This window comes from Paenibacillus sp. WLX2291 (genome assembly GCF_046603665.1).
In the GTDB taxonomy this organism is placed as follows: domain Bacteria; phylum Bacillota; class Bacilli; order Paenibacillales; family Paenibacillaceae; genus Saccharibacillus.
This window is the reverse complement of the sequence record NZ_CP176755.1, coordinates 4,767,501-4,785,579: the sequence shown is the minus strand read 5'-3', so window position 1 is coordinate 4,785,579 and position 18,079 is coordinate 4,767,501. Positions and strand designations below refer to the sequence as shown.

The 18,079-nt window shown below is 40.7% G+C and carries 18 protein-coding genes (1 of these 18 running past the window's edge); 17 read left to right on the top strand and 1 reads right to left on the bottom strand.

Annotated elements, in window-relative coordinates; translation table 11 throughout:
* Positions 1–7 precede the first annotated feature (7 nt).
* The 17 genes from rfbC to ligA all read left to right on the top strand — a co-directional run bounded on the left by rfbC (position 8) and on the right by ligA (position 16,933).
* Complete coding sequence (rfbC, locus tag ACDE64_RS20520) at positions 8–547, top strand: dTDP-4-dehydrorhamnose 3,5-epimerase (RefSeq protein ID WP_411348097.1); 540 nt, start codon at positions 8–10, stop codon at positions 545–547.
* Positions 548–669: 122 nt separating this feature from the next.
* On the top strand, positions 670–1,176 hold the full coding sequence (locus tag ACDE64_RS20515; protein ID WP_411348096.1) for an IS630 family transposase: 507 nt from the start codon (positions 670–672) through the stop codon (positions 1,174–1,176).
* Positions 1,169–1,579: a transposase gene (locus tag ACDE64_RS20510; RefSeq protein WP_411348095.1), complete on the top strand. Its 411-nt coding sequence runs from the start codon at positions 1,169–1,171 to the stop codon at positions 1,577–1,579. The genes ACDE64_RS20515 and ACDE64_RS20510 overlap by 8 nt, the downstream gene beginning before the upstream one ends.
* A 97-nt stretch (positions 1,580–1,676) precedes the next feature.
* Positions 1,677–2,096, top strand: coding sequence for a DUF6056 family protein (locus tag ACDE64_RS20505; RefSeq protein ID WP_411350355.1), 420 nt, complete (start codon positions 1,677–1,679; stop codon positions 2,094–2,096).
* Entirely contained in the window at positions 2,089–2,574 is a 486-nt protein-coding gene (locus tag ACDE64_RS20500) for a DUF6056 family protein (protein ID WP_411348094.1), read from the top strand. Before ACDE64_RS20505 ends, ACDE64_RS20500 begins: the two co-directional genes overlap by 8 nt.
* A 39-nt stretch (positions 2,575–2,613) precedes the next feature.
* Entirely contained in the window at positions 2,614–2,958 is a 345-nt protein-coding gene (locus tag ACDE64_RS20495) for a hypothetical protein (RefSeq protein WP_411348093.1), read from the top strand.
* 38 nt (positions 2,959–2,996) lie between these two features.
* Positions 2,997–3,980 carry a glycosyltransferase family 2 protein gene (locus ACDE64_RS20490; RefSeq protein ID WP_411348092.1) on the top strand — a complete coding sequence of 328 codons (984 nt, stop codon included), beginning with the start codon at positions 2,997–2,999 and terminating at the stop codon, positions 3,978–3,980.
* On the top strand, positions 3,973–4,356 hold the full coding sequence (locus ACDE64_RS20485) for a GtrA family protein (protein ID WP_411348091.1): 384 nt from the start codon (positions 3,973–3,975) through the stop codon (positions 4,354–4,356). Before ACDE64_RS20490 ends, ACDE64_RS20485 begins: the two co-directional genes overlap by 8 nt.
* Positions 4,357–4,380: 24 nt before the next feature.
* Positions 4,381–5,400 carry a dTDP-glucose 4,6-dehydratase gene (gene rfbB, locus ACDE64_RS20480; protein ID WP_411348090.1) on the top strand — a complete coding sequence of 340 codons (1,020 nt, stop codon included), beginning with the start codon at positions 4,381–4,383 and terminating at the stop codon, positions 5,398–5,400.
* Complete coding sequence (rfbD, locus tag ACDE64_RS20475; RefSeq protein ID WP_411348089.1) at positions 5,400–6,275, top strand: dTDP-4-dehydrorhamnose reductase; 876 nt, start codon at positions 5,400–5,402, stop codon at positions 6,273–6,275. Before rfbB ends, rfbD begins: the two co-directional genes overlap by 1 nt.
* A gap of 92 nt (positions 6,276–6,367) precedes the next feature.
* Positions 6,368–7,435: a phospholipid carrier-dependent glycosyltransferase gene (locus ACDE64_RS20470; protein WP_411348088.1), complete on the top strand. Its 1,068-nt coding sequence runs from the start codon at positions 6,368–6,370 to the stop codon at positions 7,433–7,435.
* Between the two features lie 444 nt (positions 7,436–7,879).
* On the top strand, positions 7,880–8,887 hold the full coding sequence (locus ACDE64_RS20465) for a glycosyltransferase family 2 protein (protein WP_411348087.1): 1,008 nt from the start codon (positions 7,880–7,882) through the stop codon (positions 8,885–8,887).
* A gap of 260 nt (positions 8,888–9,147) precedes the next feature.
* Positions 9,148–10,053: a glycosyltransferase family 2 protein gene (locus tag ACDE64_RS20460; RefSeq protein ID WP_411348086.1), complete on the top strand. Its 906-nt coding sequence runs from the start codon at positions 9,148–9,150 to the stop codon at positions 10,051–10,053.
* On the top strand, positions 10,050–11,474 hold the full coding sequence (locus ACDE64_RS20455) for an undecaprenyl-phosphate glucose phosphotransferase (RefSeq protein ID WP_411348085.1): 1,425 nt from the start codon (positions 10,050–10,052) through the stop codon (positions 11,472–11,474). Before ACDE64_RS20460 ends, ACDE64_RS20455 begins: the two co-directional genes overlap by 4 nt.
* Before the next feature lie 181 nt (positions 11,475–11,655).
* Positions 11,656–12,345 (top strand): heptaprenylglyceryl phosphate synthase, encoded by a 690-nt coding sequence (locus ACDE64_RS20450; protein ID WP_411348084.1) that lies wholly within the window; start codon positions 11,656–11,658, stop codon positions 12,343–12,345.
* A gap of 30 nt (positions 12,346–12,375) precedes the next feature.
* Positions 12,376–14,721, top strand: coding sequence for a DNA helicase PcrA (gene pcrA, locus ACDE64_RS20445; RefSeq protein ID WP_411348083.1), 2,346 nt, complete (start codon positions 12,376–12,378; stop codon positions 14,719–14,721).
* Between the two features lie 181 nt (positions 14,722–14,902).
* A complete protein-coding gene (ligA, locus tag ACDE64_RS20440; protein ID WP_411348082.1) occupies positions 14,903–16,933 on the top strand; it encodes an NAD-dependent DNA ligase LigA in 2,031 nt (676 codons plus the stop codon).
* Positions 16,934–17,232: 299 nt separating this feature from the next.
* Here the strand turns inward: ligA and ACDE64_RS20435 are convergent, their stop codons facing one another.
* A protein-coding gene (locus ACDE64_RS20435) for a molybdopterin-dependent oxidoreductase (RefSeq protein ID WP_411348081.1) crosses the window boundary here: on the bottom strand, positions 17,233–18,079 show its 3' portion. 458 nt of this gene lie beyond the right edge of the window; the window shows 847 of its 1,305 coding nt (coding positions 459–1,305); its start codon lies beyond the right edge, outside the window; it ends in the stop codon at positions 17,233–17,235.

Sequence of the window (18,079 nt, the reverse complement as noted above, 5' to 3'; positions counted from 1 at the left end):
GGTTATTATGAAAGTAACATCTTTAAAACTGGAAGGCGCTAAATTGCTAGATCCTATAGTTCATGGGGATCATAGAGGTTTTTTTATGGAAAGTTATAATGATCAAGTTATGAAAGAAATTGGTATCTATCATAATTTCATTCAAGATAATCAATCACTTTCGGCTGAGCCGGGAGTATTACGCGGGTTGCATTATCAATTAGAACCAAAAGCTCAAACTAAATTAATTCGTGTTATATCTGGAGCTATATATGATGTAATTGTTGATATTCGTAAAGAATCATCGACATTTGGGCAATGGCAAGGTTTTATTCTTAGCGAGTACAACAAAAGGCAATTACTCGTTCCAAAAGGATTTGCTCATGGATTTTGTACACTCATTCCTAATACACAAGTTTTATATAAAGTAGATGAATATTATTCTCCACAACATGATCGCGGTATACTGTGGAATGATCCAGCCTTGGGTATAGATTGGCCTGTACATTCTCCTGTACTTTCCGATAAAGACACTAGACATCCTTTTTTAGAAAATGCAGAAATTTAAAACTATCAAGGATATAGATAAATTTATCTATATAAGTTGACTTAAAGAAACGTACAAGACTTATTGTCTTTGTTTAAATGGGGTAATACTCTTTAAACTCTGTGAACAGGGACGTGAGAAAAATGAATGAAAACAAACAGCTGATTCAAGCGATGCGACAAACTACAGATAAGCGGCTGTACGAGCGCTATTTGGCTGTTCTGCTGCATCTCGAAGGCAAAACACAGCAAGACATCGCTGCTATTTTGCACCGGACTCGAAAGACGATTGGCGAATACATTCATAGCTACCAAGATGGCGGCTTGAGTGAACTGGCGTTGGAGCATTCTCCAGGCAAACCTCGTACCCTTACGCCCGAACAAGAGCAATACGTCGCTGAAATACTCAAACACCAGCAGCCTTCTGACATGGGTTTTGAAGCCAAATCGACGTGGACACTGAAGCTCATCGCGGCTTATGTGAAGCGGGAATTTGGTCAAACATTTAGCGAAAAAGGCATTTCGCGTGTGTTGCAAAGACTTGGATTCAGTTACACGAAAGCGACCTATACGCTTGCAAGTGCCGATCCGGATGAGCAAGCTTTTTTTCAAGAAAACGTGCTACCCGATTTAAAAAAAGCGAATGGATGAAGAACTCGATTATGATGCCAAAGCCTTCCAGCGATTTCTGGAACAAATTCTGGCGGTTTATCCGACGGGGAAGCTGGTCATGGTTGTGGATAATGGACGGATTCACAAAGCGGCTGCGATTCGGTTCTTTTTAAGCCAACATCCACGACTGCAGTTGGTTTTTCTTCCTAAATATTCGCCCGAAATGAATCCGATAGAAGGCTTATGGAAATGGCTAAAAAGTGATGTCATCCACAATGTCTTTTTTGACAAAACCTACAAAATCCGCTTGGCTGTTCGCCGTTTTATGAATCGTGTGAACCGGCAACCGCAAGAAGTAATTGATCGACTTTGTTTAAATGTGTACTTATTTAGTTCAACTTATATAATAAAAAAATCAAAATCGCGCTATCTTCTTTCATAATATCTTGTGTACTATTATTGGTGTTTATTCCTGTATTTTTTAAACTGTTGTATGGTTATCTGGAAGTTTAAATTATTTATGGCCAACTACTGCACTAATCGTTTTAACTGTATTTTATATGAATAATTCTATTTATGATAAAATACAAAGTCACTTTAAGGTATTTTCTTCTGAATCTACTAATAGAAAAGTTTTTAATAGTATTGTTTTTTTTGTTGGCATAATTGCAGGCTGGGGACAAGAGAATGTGGCTTTCCTAGGAGCAGCATTTTTATTTCTGTATTTACTTGAAAATATCAAACAAATTAAAATAATTCCATGGTATGGAATTGTAGGTTTTGCATTTGGTGTCATACTGCTTTTCACTGCTCCGGGTAATTTCAAAAGAGCAGGGTCTGCAGGTCTGCATATTGATATATCCAAAATAACAACATTACTAAGTTTTAATTTCGAACTATGTTTACTAGCTACAATTTGCTTTATTGTTGTTCTTGTAATAAGTAAAAAAATTGCTTGAAAATTATAAATATATTTTGGCACCCTCGCTCTCTTTATTACCCTTAGTTATTTTTCCTGATATACCTGTTCGCAGTTCATTTGCATTTTCTACATTTTTAATTATATTTATTCTTTCGTGCATCGTTCCTTTATTAAAATTCTCTTTTATGAAAATGTTTACGCTGAGTATCTTAGCTTTGATTACATGCTTCGTTTTTTTGTCGGTAGATGCTTTTTATTTAAAATCTGCTCGTCAAGATTTAGCCGATGAAGCCTACTTGCTAAATTATAATAAAAGTATGAATAACAAGGATATTGTGATTTATCAATACACATTACCTGGTGAGAAATATACACGTTATTTTTATCAAAAAGATCAGAATGTTAATGATCAAATCGCACCGTTCAGAAATTCTGTAAGTAATCGTTACTTTTCCAATTATTATGGTATAGATTCTGTAAGAGGAGTAAGACGTGGTGAAAAACTTCTTGTATGAGAAACTCCTTTTAAAGATACAAATATGATAGTTAAAAGCATGAATGATCAAATAGCAATAAGTCAAACTGAACCATATAATATTGATCCAAGTGAGGTACAAGTGACAGAGAATGAAGCTCTGTTTGAAATACCAGAAGACTTGAATGATATTCAAATGGTGATGCCTGGACCAGCAGAGTTTGATGTTAAAGGACTATCCGTATATGGAATCGGCGGAACACAAAAACTTTTTTCTGAATATGTAATTAAAAACACTAAAGCACATGGCGAAATCAAATTGACTAAAAATTCAGATGGTTCTATTCATGTGAAAACCACTGCATATGCCTTATTGAAACTAAATTTACCAGTACTACAAAATAAATTGGTCAATAATTATTAAAACGATTAATTTCATCAATAAGATATAAGGAGGATAAATTGAAAAAATTAATCACTATTTTGATACCTGCGTATAATGAAGAAGATGTTCTAACACATTTATATGATAGGTTGAAATTGGTTACACATGAAATCTCTAAATACGATTATGAATTTTTATTCATAAATGATGGTAGTAAAGACCGCACTATTGAAATTATTAAAGAGCTTCGCGAAATAGACACAAGAATTTCCATTATTGATCTTTCGCGAAATTTTGGTAAAGAAGTTGCAATGATGGCTGGTTTTGATTATGCCCGAGGAGATGCAATTATTATTATAGATGCTGACTTGCAAGATCCACCTGAACTTATTCCTCAAATGATAAAATTTTGGGAAGATGGTTATGATGATGTTTTTGCTAGAAGAAATAGTCGGCAAGGAGAAACTTGGTTTAAAAAATGGACATCAGCTACTTTTTATAAAGTTCTTCAAAAGGTGACCAGAGTACCCTTGCAACAAGATACAGGAGATTTTAGGCTTCTTGATCGTCGTTGTATTGAGGCATTAAAACAGTTACGAGAAACTCAACGTTATACTAAAGGTATGTTTAGTTGGATCGGTTTTAACAAAAAAGAAATCCGCTTTGATCGAGATGCTAGATTTGCTGGAGAAACAAAATGGAACTATTTTAAATTATTTGATTTGGCTATTGAAGGCATAACTTCATTTACAATCACTCCATTACGCTTATCAGCAGCATCTGGAATCATTATATCTGCATGTGCATTTATCTATATGATTTGGATTATTATTAAAACTTTGATTTATGGGAATCCAGTTGAAGGTTATCCTTCTTTAATGACGGTAATGCTATTTATAGGCGGTATTCAATTGATTTCTTTAGGAATTATAGGAGAATATCTAGGAAGAGTTTTCAATGAAACGAAAAGAAGACCGCTTTACTTTGTAAATCAATATAATAATAATAAAATTATCCCCACTAAAGAATTGCCGAAAGAACAAAAGGTTACTAATGATTAATCGAAAAGAGATTATAAATTATATTATTTTTGGTGTATTGACGACCGTTGTAAATATTGTTTCATATATAATATTGGTGAATTTGTTGTATATGGATTATCGAATTGCCACAACGATCGCTTGGATTATTTCCGTTCTCTTTGCCTTTTTTACAAATAAGAAGTATGTTTTTAAAAGTGAAAAAGGATTTATGAAAGAAATGGTATTGTTTTTTGGGGCTAGATTACTTTCTTACTTTATAGATTTAATGGGTATGATTTTACTTGTTGAAGGATTAACTATTAATGATACTATTGCCAAAATCCTTGTTAATATTATAGTAATATTGGTCAATTATTTTATAAGTAAATTAATAGTTTTTAAACAAACAAAATAACTATGTTAAATTAGGAGGCAATTTATGAAATTACTCGTTACGGGTGGTGCCGGTTTTATCGGCAGCAACTTTGTACTGTATATGCTGCGGGAGCATCCAGAATACCAGATTATCAACGTAGATGCGCTGACTTACGCAGGAAATCTGGAAAATCTGAAAGACATCGAAGGCAATCCCAATCATACGTTTGTGAAAGCCGACATCGGTGATGGAGCCAAAATGGAGGAACTCGTCTCGCAAGGTGTGGACATCATTGTTAACTTTGCAGCAGAATCGCATGTGGATCGTAGCATTCTGGAGCCGGACGTATTTGTAAAAACGAATGTCCTCGGCACACAAGTCCTGCTGGATGTTGCCAAAAAACACAACATCACCAAATTCGTGCAAGTATCGACAGATGAAGTCTACGGCACACTGGGCGAAACTGGTCTGTTCACAGAAGAAACACCGCTCACTCCGAATAGCCCGTATTCTGCGAGCAAAGCAGGCGGCGATCTGCTGGTGCGTGCATACCACGAAACATTCGGTCTGCCAGTGAATATCACACGCTGCTCGAACAACTACGGACCTTTCCAATTCCCAGAGAAACTGATTCCATTGATCATTTCTCGTGCGCTTGCGGATGAAGCATTGCCGGTATACGGTGATGGTCTGAATATTCGTGATTGGCTGTATGTAGAAGACCATTGCAGCGCGATTGATCTCGTTATTCATGAAGGCAAAAATGGTGAAGTGTATAACATCGGTGGCAACAATGAGCGTACGAATATCCATATCGTTAAAACGATTTTGGAACAATTGGATAAGCCGGAATCCTTGATTAAATACGTGCAAGACCGTCCGGGTCACGACCGTCGCTATGGTATCGATCCAACCAAAACGATGACCGAGCTGGGCTGGAAGCCGAAACACAATTTTGAATCCGGTATCCAAGCAACGATCCAATGGTATCTGGATAACAAAGAATGGTGGACTCGTATCGCTTCTGGCGAATACCAAGAATACTACCAACAGCAATACGGTAGCCGTCTGGGTGAGCAATAATGAAAGTACTCGTTACGGGCGCATCTGGTCAGCTTGGCGTCGATACGGTTGCTGTACTGGAACGTAAAGGTCACATTGTGCTGGGATGCGACCGCCATCAACTGGATATTACCAATCTGGAGCAATGCCAGCAGGTGCTCGGCAAATTTGCTCCTGATGTTGTAATCCACTGTGCAGCATACACAGCTGTAGATGCAGCGGAAAGTGATGTGGATGGCGCGTATCTCGTAAACGCAACAGGCAGTCGCAATATTGCCGTAGCTGCCGAAGCGGTACAGGCAAAAATGATCTACGTCAGTACTGATTATGTATTTGATGGTCAAAGTATGATTCCTTATCATGAATATGATAATACAAATCCTCAAAGTATTTATGGTAAGTCTAAACGTGCAGGTGAAATACTTGTACAAACGTTATCCAGCCGTTATTTTATTGTGCGTACTTCTTGGGTGTATGGACTACATGGAAATAATTTTGTGAAAACTATGCTCAAATTAGGTCAGGAAAAACCAAATTTAAGAGTAGTTCATGATCAGAAGGGGTCTCCAACATATACAGTTGATTTAGCTGAATTTTTCGCTGAATTAATGCTTACTGAAAAATATGGTATCTATCATGCTTCTAATAGTGGTTCTTGCAGTTGGTATGAATTTGCAAAAGAAATTTTTAAACAAGCTAATCAAGTTGCAGCGGTCGAAATTATTGCTCAATTGGAGCCTTGTACTACAGAAGAATTTCCAAGACCAGCTTTACGTCCTACTAATTCAGTAATGGAGCATATGTCGATCAGAACTAATGGCTTTGTAGATATTCACGATTGGTCGAAAGGATTAAATGTTTTTTTACAAAATTACTATAATCAAAATAAGAAATAGTGTTAGCGTTCCTGCGATATTACATTCAACTATTGAGATTTTTCAAAGTGAGGAGTTAATCCTATTAAATTAGAAAGGACAAAGCAAAAGGAATGAAACTTCTAAAAATAGATATGAATTTTTATCAATGTTTTGTTGTAATAGTATCAGGAATTGTTTTTTCAGTATGGGCATACCATATCCCTTTTAATAATGCACCCGATGAATTAATGAGATATCAGATTCCACAATTTATATTTAATCATGGGAAATTACCAACAGGATATGATCCAGAAGTTATATATTGGCTAGGCAACTGGTCTTACGCATTTTACCCGCAATTCCTAGGATCAATTTTTAGTGCTCTTTTCATGGGAATAATGAGCATTATAAAAAATTCAGATCATGCTTTGTTGTTTGCTGCTCGTTTAACCAGCGTATTATTTGGTATGATTGCAATACTATTTACTGGAAAAAGCATTGAACTTATCACAAAAAGTAAAAAATTCTCTATACTTGGTATGGTTTTTATGGCATTTTTGCCTCAATTCACTTTTTTATCGAGTTATGTAAATAATGATATTATTGCAGTTTCTGGAGCCAGTATAGTGGTATTTAGTATGATTAAAGCTTATCAAAATCAATGGAATATTAAAAATAGTATTTGTTTGGCATTAGGTTTTATTATTTGTGGTCTAGGTTATTCAAATTCATACGGTTTTATTTTAATGGGAGGGCTTTTTTTTATAATAAGTAATATTTTGAATTTTAAAATGAATAGAACTACGCTAAAGCAGATAATAACTAACTTTTCAGTAGTTTTTATTTTAACTGCAGTAGTAACTTTTCCTTTTTTTATTAGAAATTACATGTTATACAGTGATTTTTTAGGTATGAATACATTTCGAAAAGAATATTTGCGCTGGTTAGCTGAAGGTGGACAAGTGCTACAGCAACCATATAAAGGTGATCTTTTTAAACTTTTATTTGATAATCAAGCTAGAGAAACGGTTATTCATTCATTTATTGGTCAGTTTGGATATATGAATGTGATCATGAGCGAAAGTTATTATGATTTTTATTTGTATTTAGGTATAGTTGGCGTAATTTCTGTTATTTTTAATTATATTTGTAAGATATTTAAAAAAATATATGTTTGGAAAAAAACCTGCTATTTATGAATATATCCATAGTTTTAAGTTGTTTAATTACGATAGGCTTACATTCGTATTATTCATTAAAAATCGATTATCAACCACAAGGAAGATATATTATGTCTATTGCTTCTCCATTGATTATCTTTATTATCTTAGGACTCAAATACGTTTTGGATCACTTAATTTTTCCTCAGAAGTTGATTATAGTTATAAGTGCATTAATTATTATATATATTTTTGTGAATTATTGTGTTTATCTAAACTATATATTTGTTTAAATGTACGAATAAATGGTTTGTTTAACTTATAATTTATTTTAGGCTGGATTTCTGTCTATGTATTAGATAGAATCCAGTTTTTTTATGAATAGATGACGTTGGATACAGGAGTTGTGTATAATGCATATCAGATTGTATCGTCGAATGTATAGTGGGCGACAATTTAATTTTAATAAAATGAGGTATTGGCATGACTGATATTGGAATGCTTCAAGTTTTGATGTCTACATATAACGGAGCCAAATATATCGAAGCGCAATTGGATAGTATACTATCTCAGCCGTACCAGCCTATACGAATTTTAATTCGAGATGATGGTTCTACTGACAACACAATTGCAATTATACATCGCTATCAAGAACAGCATCCTGACGTAATTCAGTTGATCCAGGGTGACAATGTAGGGGTAGTGCCAAGTTTTTGGTCATTGATGCAGCACGCGGATCAGACTGCGGAGTATTTTTGTTTTTGCGACCAAGATGATGTATGGATGACTCATAAAGCAGAGCAGGCTGTACAATTGTTATCTACTATGCAAGAGCAGCAATCCACAAACCTCCATACTCCAAGTAGTAATCTGGTTGATAAACATAAGAACGAACATAGTCTTGCGTGTATGATCTGTACGGATACCCAGTTGACAGATGGACAGTTAAATCCAACTGCGATCTGGCCGGGGATGCCTAATTTGCAAGCCTCTTTTTACAATGCATTAATTCAAAATATTGCTGTTGGTGCTACTGTCTCATTTAATAGAGCAGCGCTACAGTTATTAATGAACAAATCTCATTCTGTAAATATAAATAATCTTCAAATGCATGATTGGTGGATGTATCTGGTCATTTCCTGTTTTGGTAACGTTCATTTTGAACATACGCCATCCATTTACTATCGTCAGCACGGTGGAAATGCAGTTGGAGGAGAATGGACAATTGCTCAGAAATTGAAGAAAAAGTGGAATAGTTTTCTCAAGCATCGTGGAGATAAAAGTCTACTTGTAAAACAGGCAGAAGAATTTAAACGTATATATGGTGAACAAATGTGCGATAAAGAGATGATTCGACAGGTGAATGATTTCATCGCACCTAGATCTACTTTTTGGTCAAGGGTTCGATATTTGAGAACATGTCGACTATTCAGGCAGTCTATTACAGAACAATTATTATTCCGTTTTCTCATTTTAATCGGCTACATCTAGATACTGTATCGTATTCATGCAACACCAATGACTGTCATTCAGAAAACACTGAAAAGGTTCTACTGGTATAATCTTGAAATTAACTTCTAACAGATGATCTGTGCTATAATGCCTGTAGACTCAAGTCCGGTCTTTGCAAGGAATATACAAAAGTCGGTAGAATACTCATAATGATTAGCAATCATAAATAGCCATTGCAGGATCGTAATCTATGAATCACATTAGCTTATGATATGCGAATTTCAAGGCAGGAGCGTATTATGGACGTTAGCGTTTTAATTTTAAATTATAATACATGTCAGCTGACACTGGATTGTATTGCTTCGGTATATCGTTCGCAGACACAGTATACGTACGAAATGATCGTGGTCGATAATCATTCCAGTGATGATTCCGTCACTCGCATTCCGGCAACTTTTCCGGATGCTGTATTCATCGCCAATCCCGACAACGGAGGGTTTGCCAAAGGCAACAACATTGGCATGAAACAGGCGCGGGGGCGATATACATTGCTGCTTAATTCCGATACCATCGTAGAACCGGACACACTGGAAACGATGGTTTCTTTTATGGACAGCCATCCGCACGCAGGTGCAGCAGGCTGTAAGATTATTTTGCCGGACGGAACACTGGATAAAGCGTGCAAGCGCGGATTCCCAACACCATCAGCATCGTTTTATTATGCGTTCGGATTTTCAAAATGGTTTCCGAACAATCCCAAGTTTAACGGCTATCAGCTCGGTTATCTCAGTCCGGACGACAGCTACCAGGTTGATTCGTTGGTAGGTGCTTTTATGCTTGTACGACGTGAGGTCATTGAGCAGATTGGCGGGCTAGATGAAGCGTTTTTCATGTATGGTGAGGATATCGACTGGTGCTACCGGATTAAAGAAGCGGGCTGGGAGATTCACTACCGCGGCAATACGTTTATTGTGCATTACAAGGGAGCAAGCAGCCGTCGCAAGCCATTCAAGATCATCTATGAATTTCACCGGGCCATGTGGCTGTTTCACCGCAAGCATTACCGGAAGCAGTATTCGTTTGTAACGAACGGTATTGTGTATGCTGGCATCGGGGTCAAGCTTGCGATGTCATTGATTAAAAATAAATTATTACGACCGGCATCCGCATCATCAGCCGAAACAGAAAGGAGAATCCAGACGTGATCCGCAAAAATCAGCGATTTTTGACCCGACTGTATATTTTGACGGATTTCTTGGTCATTCAGCTTTCCTTTCTGATTGCCTGGTTTTTGAAGTTTCAGGCACTAGTATTGCCGTATGATAATTCGCCTGAAGGTTATGGGGCATTGCCGATTGAAACATATTTTATGTGGAGTATTGTGTACGGTGGTATTGCCGTACTGATCGGCACGATGAGCAGTTTATATTCAGCCAAGCGCAAAAAGCGTTTTGCTGATGAAATGCTAAAAATTGTACAGACGCATGCAGTGAGTATTTTCGTACTGCTCGGCGCGTTGTTCTTCTTTAAAGAAGTCAATATTTCGCGTTACTACTTGCTCGTATATATGATCTTCAATCTGCTGCTTATTATCTTTTATCGTTATGTGATCAAGCTCGGACTCAAGCGCGCACGGCAAAAAGGATTCAACAAGCAGTTCGTACTTATTCTGGGCGCAGGTTCGCTTGGGAAACGGTTCTACGACAATCTGATGCAATACCCGGAAATGGGCTACGATGTGGTCGGCTTCCTTGATGATTATCGTGATTTTGACAGTATTGAGCTACGCAAGTACAAGCCAGTACTCGGTAAAATTCACGAATTGGGAGATAAGCTGCATTCGATGATGATTGACGAGGTCATTCTAGCGTTGCCACTGGATGCACATGATAAATATCCATGGATCATTGCGGAATGTGAAAAAGCGGGTGTACGTACACTCATTATTCCCGATTTCTTTGACTATTTGCCTGCGCGACCGTATTTCGATAATTTTGCTGGCATGCCGATGATCAACGTGCGGGATATTCCGCTCGATATTGCGGCGAACCGCATTTTCAAACGCGGCTTTGATATTCTGTTCTCTTTGGCAGCTATTTTGGTTACATCGCCGATTATGCTGATAGTGGCAATCGGGGTGAAGCTGACTTCGCCGGGACCGATTATTTTCAAGCAGGAGCGTGTCGGTCTGAATCGGCGTAATTTTATGATGTTCAAGTTCCGTTCTATGCGCGTTATTCCAGAAGGTCAGGTCGATACAGGCTGGACGACTGCCAATGATCCGCGCAAAACGAAGTTTGGTTCATTTATCCGACGTACGAGTCTGGATGAACTACCGCAATTTTTCAATGTACTGATTGGCGATATGAGTGTGGTTGGTCCACGTCCAGAGCGTCCATATTATGTAGAGCAATTCCGGGAAGAGATTCCAAAGTATATGGTCAAGCATCATGTACGTCCGGGCATTACCGGTTGGGCGCAGAGTAATGGTTTGCGTGGCGATACGTCGATTGAAGATCGGATTAACCACGATATTTTCTATATTGAAAATTGGTCGTTGCTATTCGATATTAAGATCATTTTCAAAACGATACGTAATGGATTCGTAAACAAAAATGCGTATTGATCTGCATCATCATGCACAATAACTAAAATAACGATACATCTATCGACTGCAATGGAAATACGCCTATGTCCTACTTGTATAAAGTAGGGCATTTTTGTTCGTATTGCATACGAACATTGACACTATACACCTGCTGTCATAGACTTATTTTGAAGGTTGTTTCAAAGACGGAGGAATATCATTGAGAGACGAAATAAAAACATGGCGTCATGTGTTCAAACTTGATCCCGATCGCGACATTTTGGATGACGATCTGGAGCTGATTTGCATGTCCGGAACAGACGCGATCATGGTCGGTGGTTCATCTGGGATTACGTATGACAACACGGTTGATCTAATGTCCCGTGTGCGTCGTTACGAATTGCCCTGTGTGCTGGAAGTGTCCGACCTCGAAGCAGTTGTACCGGGTTTTGATCTGTATATGATTCCGATGGTATTGAATACGCAGCACAGCCAGTGGATGATTGGCAGACATGTACAGGCGATTGAGCAGTACAGTCATCTCATTCCATGGGAATTGCTGATCCCGGAAGGGTATATTGTGTTAAATGGCGAATCTACTGTAGCGCAATTGACCGATGCTATTACCGATCTCGATGCTGATACGGCAGCTGCTTACGCACAGGCAGCAGATCGTTTATTGCAGTTACCAGTAGTGTATGTCGAATATAGTGGTACATTTGGCGATATGGAACTGGCAGCAGATATTCGTCGGGTGACTCGCAACGCACGTATCTTTTACGGTGGTGGCGTAGTCGATGAACAGACGGCACGTCAGGCTTCACAAATATGCGATACCGTAATTGTTGGCAACATCGTATACAACGATCTACAACAAGCGTTGAAGACAGTTTCTGCTGTCAAAGCGTAATTATTTTGTTTGAAAGGGGTATTATTTCGCATGACGATGATTAACATAAAAGACGCCATCAACCGCCTGAATCCCAGACAAAAGGAAGCGGCACTGGCAACCGATGGTCCACTGCTCATTATGGCAGGAGCAGGTAGTGGTAAAACACGCGTACTGACTCACCGTATCGCTCATATTATCGATTCTCGCAAATCGGCACCATGGGGCATTCTAGCGATTACATTTACAAACAAAGCTGCTCGTGAGATGCAAGAGCGTGTCTCTCAGCTGGTTGGCAAGGATGGACGTGAAATTTGGGTATCCACCTTTCACTCTATGTGCGTACGAATTTTGCGCCGTGATATCGAACGGATCGGCTTTACTTCCAATTTCTCCATTCTTGATTCTGGTGACCAGTTGTCCGTTATTCGCTCCTGCATGAAGGACTTGAACATGGATACGAAAAAGTTTGAACCCAAAACGGTGCAATCCATGATCAGCACAGCGAAGAACGAACTGGTCACACCGGATCAGTATGAGCGCAATATCGGCGATTATTTTGAAGGTTTAGCAGCCAAAGTATATACGATGTATCAGCGTCGACTGCGTGCGAATAACTCGCTCGATTTTGACGATCTGATCATGACGACGATTCAACTGTTCAAAGAAGTACCGGAAGTGCTGGAATTTTACCAGAAGAAATTCCGGTATATCCATGTGGATGAATATCAGGATACGAACCGTGCGCAATACATGCTCTGTAATATGCTGGCAGATGCGCATCACAATATTTGTGTCGTTGGTGATAGCGATCAGTCGATCTATCGCTGGCGTGGTGCCGATATTACGAACATTTTAAACTTTGAAAAAGATTACCCGGAAGCGAAAACGATTTTGCTGGAGCAAAACTATCGTTCGACTTCCAACATTCTGAACGCAGCCAACGAAGTCATCGGCAACAACGGCGGACGCAAACCGAAAAAGCTGTGGACAGACAAAGAAGGCGGCGCCAAGATCAAAGTGTACCGCGCCGACTCCGAGCATGATGAAGGCTACTTCGTTACATCCGAGATTCATAAAAATGTGAAAACCGGTCGTCCGTATCAGGATCATGCGATTCTGTACCGCACCAATGCCCAATCCCGGGTTATAGAGGAAATTCTGATCAAGTCGGATATTCCGTACCAGATTGTCGGCGGCATCAAGTTCTATGATCGCAAAGAGATCAAGGACATTCTCGGCTATTTGCGTCTATTATCCAACCCGGATGATGATATTAGCTTAACCCGTGTAATCAACGTACCGAAGCGTGGGATCGGTGATACGAGTGTAGCGAAGCTGGCATCGGCAGCAGGCGAACGCGGTATTTCTATTTTTAAAGTGTTGGAGATTGTGGATGACTTGGGTTTTGCTGGACGTACGCGCAATGCGCTGGTGGAATTTTACGATATGATTGCAGCGCTGCACCAGATGGTAGACTATCTGTCAGTGACCGAATTGACGGAGAAGATTCTGGAAATGTCTCAATATCGAATCGAATTGCAACGTGAGAATACACTGGAGTCCAAAGCGCGCGTCGAGAATATTGAGGAGTTCTTATCCGTTACGATGGAATTTGAGAAAAACAACGAAGACAAATCGCTTGTATCGTTCTTGACTGATCTGGCGCTGATCGCTGATATCGATTCAATGGGGGATGATCCAGAAGAGCAGGATGATGCTGTCGTACTGATGACGATGCATAGTGCAAAAGGTCTGGAATTCCCAACTGTATTTATTATCGGTATGGAGGAAGGTGTCTTCCCGCACAGCCGTGCGTTTATGGATAATGACGAGCTGGAAGAAGAACGTCGTCTGGCGTATGTCGGTATTACGCGCGCGGAGAAGCAACTATTCCTTTCCTGCGCCCAGATGCGTACGCTGTTTGGACGCACAACTGCTAACCCGCCGTCACGCTTCTTGGAAGAGATTCCAGAAGAGTACAAAGAAGATACACGCGTAGCACCGAACAACTACCGTCGTGGCGGCGGTAGCAGCTATGGAAATAGTGGACGTGGATTTGGTGGCAATGCAGGTGGTAGTAACTTTGGCGGACGCCGGGATAACTCGTCGGCATTCGGTAGCGGATCGTCTGCACGTGCTGTACCACGTACAACTTCGGCATCTTCTGGTGTCACGGTAAGCACGGGGAACGGCACAGCACCCAAACCAGCAGCCGCAAGCGGTGGTGGTAACTTCCAGGCAGGCGATAAAGTATCCCATGGCAAATGGGGGATAGGCACCATTGTAGCTGTCAAAGGAACGGGGAACGATATGGAGCTACAAATTGCTTTCCCGGCACCGACAGGCTTGAAGCGACTATTGGCTGGTTTTGCACCGATTACCAAAGTGGAATAATGAACCTTCCTTTGTAAACGCACATCGTATCATTGTATATCTTCAACGTTACGATCAAATTTTAAAATAAGAGAAAATCACACAGTTTGATGCATGGTATGCGGATGCTGTCTATATTTCGAGGCGGCTGTCTGTTTCATTGGCAGCCGTCTTACATATTACGAACGGAGAGATGCCCCCAATGGACCCGATGAAGGAAATGGAAAGCCTTGTCGCCGAGCTGAATAACTATAATTATCATTACTACACGATGGACGAACCGCTTGTGGACGATAAAGCCTATGACGCCCTGTATGACCGATTGCTGCAACTAGAACAGGATAGCGGTGTCGTACTGCCAGATTCCCCTACCTTACGCGTAGGCGGCGAGCTGTTAAAAGGCTTCCTACCACATCGTCATCTGGCACCACTATGGAGTCTCGACAAAGCGCAAAACCTGGAAAAGCTATCAAGTTGGCATACCCGTGCTCGGAAACGCATTGATGATTACAACGAGAAGAATCCAGATACACCATTGCCGGAACCAAGTTACGCGGTCGAACTGAAATTTGACGGGTTAACACTGAACCTGACGTATGAAAATGGTCGCTTGATTCAGGCATCGACTCGTGGGAGTGGTGTAGTCGGTGAAGGAATTTTAGAACAAGTGAAAACGATCCGCTCGATCCCATTGTCGATTCCATTTACGAAGGGCAAGCTGGAAATTCAGGGTGAAGGCATTATGAATCTGTCTGTACTGGAAGCGTATAACGAAGCCGCATCTGATAAGGACAAACTTAAAAATGCCCGCAATGCCGCCGCAGGCGCACTACGCAACCTCGATCCCAAAATCACCTCCAAACGCAAGCTGAACGCTTACTTCTATAATGTAGGATATGCAGAAGGCATCACGTTCCAAAATCAACAAGAGATGATGCAGTTTCTACAGGATAACCATTTGCGCGTGAATCCGTCTGTTTTTTATTATGAGAATTTTGATGATGTGATCGTGAAGCTGGAAGAGATCCAAGCTGAACGTACCAGTCTGGATTATCTGATCGATGGCGCGGTCGTGAAAATTACCGATATGCGCACCCGTGAAGTACTCGGCTATACCGATAAATTTCCGCGCTGGGCAGTTGCTTACAAATTCGAAGCCGAAGAGACGAGTACCATTCTCCAATCTGTAAGCTGGAATGTAGGGCGTACTGGTAAAATCACACCGCTCGCACGTGTGGAAGCTGTCGAACTCGCAGGCGTAACTGTACAGAACTGTACACTCAACAACATCGGCGACATTGAACGCAAAAACTTGAAACACGCCCTTGGCACTCGTGTATATATTCGTCGCTCAAACGATGTCATTCCTGAAATTCTTGGCAAAGTGTCCGAAGAGAACGATGGCGAAGAAATTCCATACCCGGATCAATGTCCGGCATGCGGTTTCCCGGTAGAACAGCGCGGTGCACATTTGTTCTGTAATAACAAATTTGGCTGTGAGCCGCAAATTGTAGCGCGTATCACACATTTTGCTTCCCGAGATGCGATGGATATCGAGACATTCAGCATCAAAACAGCAACGCAGCTGCAAAGCGAATTGCAAGTACGCGAACCAGCAGATCTGTATACGTTGCAGCTGGACGATCTGGTGAAGCTGGAACGCTTTGGAGAACGCAAGGCCAATAACCTGTTACAAGCAATCGAAGACAGCAAAACCCGTGATCTGGCATCATTCCTGTACGCACTGGGCATTCCCAATACTGGGAAAACAACAACGCGTATGCTGGCAGAACATTACCGCGATCTGGAGAAAATCCGCGCGGCAACGGTTGAAGAACTGGTTGAGTTGCCAGACGTTGGTTCGATTGTCGCTGAAAGTATCGTCGAATACTTTGCTGATCCATTTATGCAAACCGGAATTGACCGTATGCTGGAGCAAGGCGTGAAGCCGCAAGTTCCTGAAGCGCCCGCAACGGTTATAACCGAAGATTCCTACTTTACTGGCAAAACCGTCGTCCTAACGGGCACACTTCATACGATGACCCGCGACGATGCTGCTGAGCGTTTGGAACAACTCGGCGCCAAAGTCACCGGCAGCGTATCCAAAAAGACCGACATCGTCATTGCCGGCGAAAAAGCAGGCAGCAAACTCACCAAAGCACAAGACCTCGGCATCGAGATCATCGAAGACGAGCAACAACTCCGCCAATTGCTAAACCTCGACGAAGCATAACAGAATGAAGAGAACTAAGAGAACTAAGAGAACTAAGAGAACTAAGAGAACTAAGAGAACTAAGAGAACTAAGAGAACTAAGAGAACTAAGAGAACTAAGAGAACTAAGAGAACTAAGAGAACTAAGAGAACTAAGAGAACTAAGAGAACTCCTTTGTCACCTAGTATCTTGAAATGTTAAGCCACAACCTCAAAAAAGGACGAGCATCTCTATACACCGAGACACTCGTCCTTTTTATTCAATACCAAACTAATTAATAACTCACCACACTAACCAAATTCCAACAATCAAACAATGATCAACTCAGGTTATCCGGCAGCCAAGCATCTTTATCATAACCGCGTTCTTCCCAATATCCCGTATAATCATCCGTAATCAACTCAATCCGATTCAACCATTTTACTGATTTATAAGCATACATTTTCGGAATGACAAGTCGCACCGGACCGCCCAGATCGGCAGGAATAATATTGCCATCATGCAGAAGCGCAACCATAATATCCTTCAACTGCGCCTGCTCCATTGTAATCGAATCCGTATACACTCCGTCACCAGAATAGAATTTAATCGTACGCGCCTCCGGCTTCACGCCAGCCATCTTCAAAAAGTCGAGTAACGGAATGCCTTCCCACGTATTTTTATACACCGACCAGCCAGTTACACAATGAAAATCACTGACCTGAACCTGTCGTTTCAACTTCAGAAATTGCTCCCAATTCCATGTTTGCGGCTTATCCACCAGCCCATCAATCGTGAACGACCAGTTACTATTATCAAAAGAAGGAATCGGCGTCACCGTATACACACGGAACTCACCCTGCGCTCCTCCACCAATTGGAGGAGATGAATCAGTGAGCGGTTTCGGATCAGGCACCATTTTGTTTGGATTGCTGGCTTGCATTTCAGTCCAACTACCACCACCGCTTGTTAATGAACTACCCAGCCACCGTAGAAAAGTAGGACCAATCGAAACCGCAAGTCCAATACCAATGGCACCGCGCAAAAAGGAACGTCGTGTATAAAAAGGCGTTGCTTCCTGTGGACGTGACACAGGTGTTACTACCGGTTTCTTCACGGTTGGCTCAGAATCTGGATGTAGGGGATCCACATCTGCTTTGTCCGGCTGTAATCGAATGGAGCGCTTT

What these genes read in the sequence shown, in the direction of transcription:
- ligA (WP_411348082.1), top strand. Translation starts at nt 14,903, where the DNA reads ATGGACCCGATGAAGGAAATGGAAAGCCTTGTCGCCGAGCTGAATAAC.
- rfbB (WP_411348090.1), top strand. Translation starts at nt 4,381, where the DNA reads ATGAAATTACTCGTTACGGGTGGTGCCGGTTTTATCGGCAGCAACTTT.
- ACDE64_RS20485 (WP_411348091.1), top strand. Translation starts at nt 3,973, where the DNA reads ATGATTAATCGAAAAGAGATTATAAATTATATTATTTTTGGTGTATTG.
- pcrA (WP_411348083.1), top strand. Translation starts at nt 12,376, where the DNA reads ATGACGATGATTAACATAAAAGACGCCATCAACCGCCTGAATCCCAGA.
- ACDE64_RS20470 (WP_411348088.1), top strand. Translation starts at nt 6,368, where the DNA reads ATGAAACTTCTAAAAATAGATATGAATTTTTATCAATGTTTTGTTGTA.
- ACDE64_RS20465 (WP_411348087.1), top strand. Translation starts at nt 7,880, where the DNA reads ATGACTGATATTGGAATGCTTCAAGTTTTGATGTCTACATATAACGGA.
- ACDE64_RS20495 (WP_411348093.1), top strand. Translation starts at nt 2,614, where the DNA reads ATGAATGATCAAATAGCAATAAGTCAAACTGAACCATATAATATTGAT.
- rfbC (WP_411348097.1), top strand. Translation starts at nt 8, where the DNA reads ATGAAAGTAACATCTTTAAAACTGGAAGGCGCTAAATTGCTAGATCCT.
- ACDE64_RS20510 (WP_411348095.1), top strand. Translation starts at nt 1,169, where the DNA reads ATGGATGAAGAACTCGATTATGATGCCAAAGCCTTCCAGCGATTTCTG.
- ACDE64_RS20460 (WP_411348086.1), top strand. Translation starts at nt 9,148, where the DNA reads ATGGACGTTAGCGTTTTAATTTTAAATTATAATACATGTCAGCTGACA.
- rfbD (WP_411348089.1), top strand. Translation starts at nt 5,400, where the DNA reads ATGAAAGTACTCGTTACGGGCGCATCTGGTCAGCTTGGCGTCGATACG.
- ACDE64_RS20515 (WP_411348096.1), top strand. Translation starts at nt 670, where the DNA reads ATGAATGAAAACAAACAGCTGATTCAAGCGATGCGACAAACTACAGAT.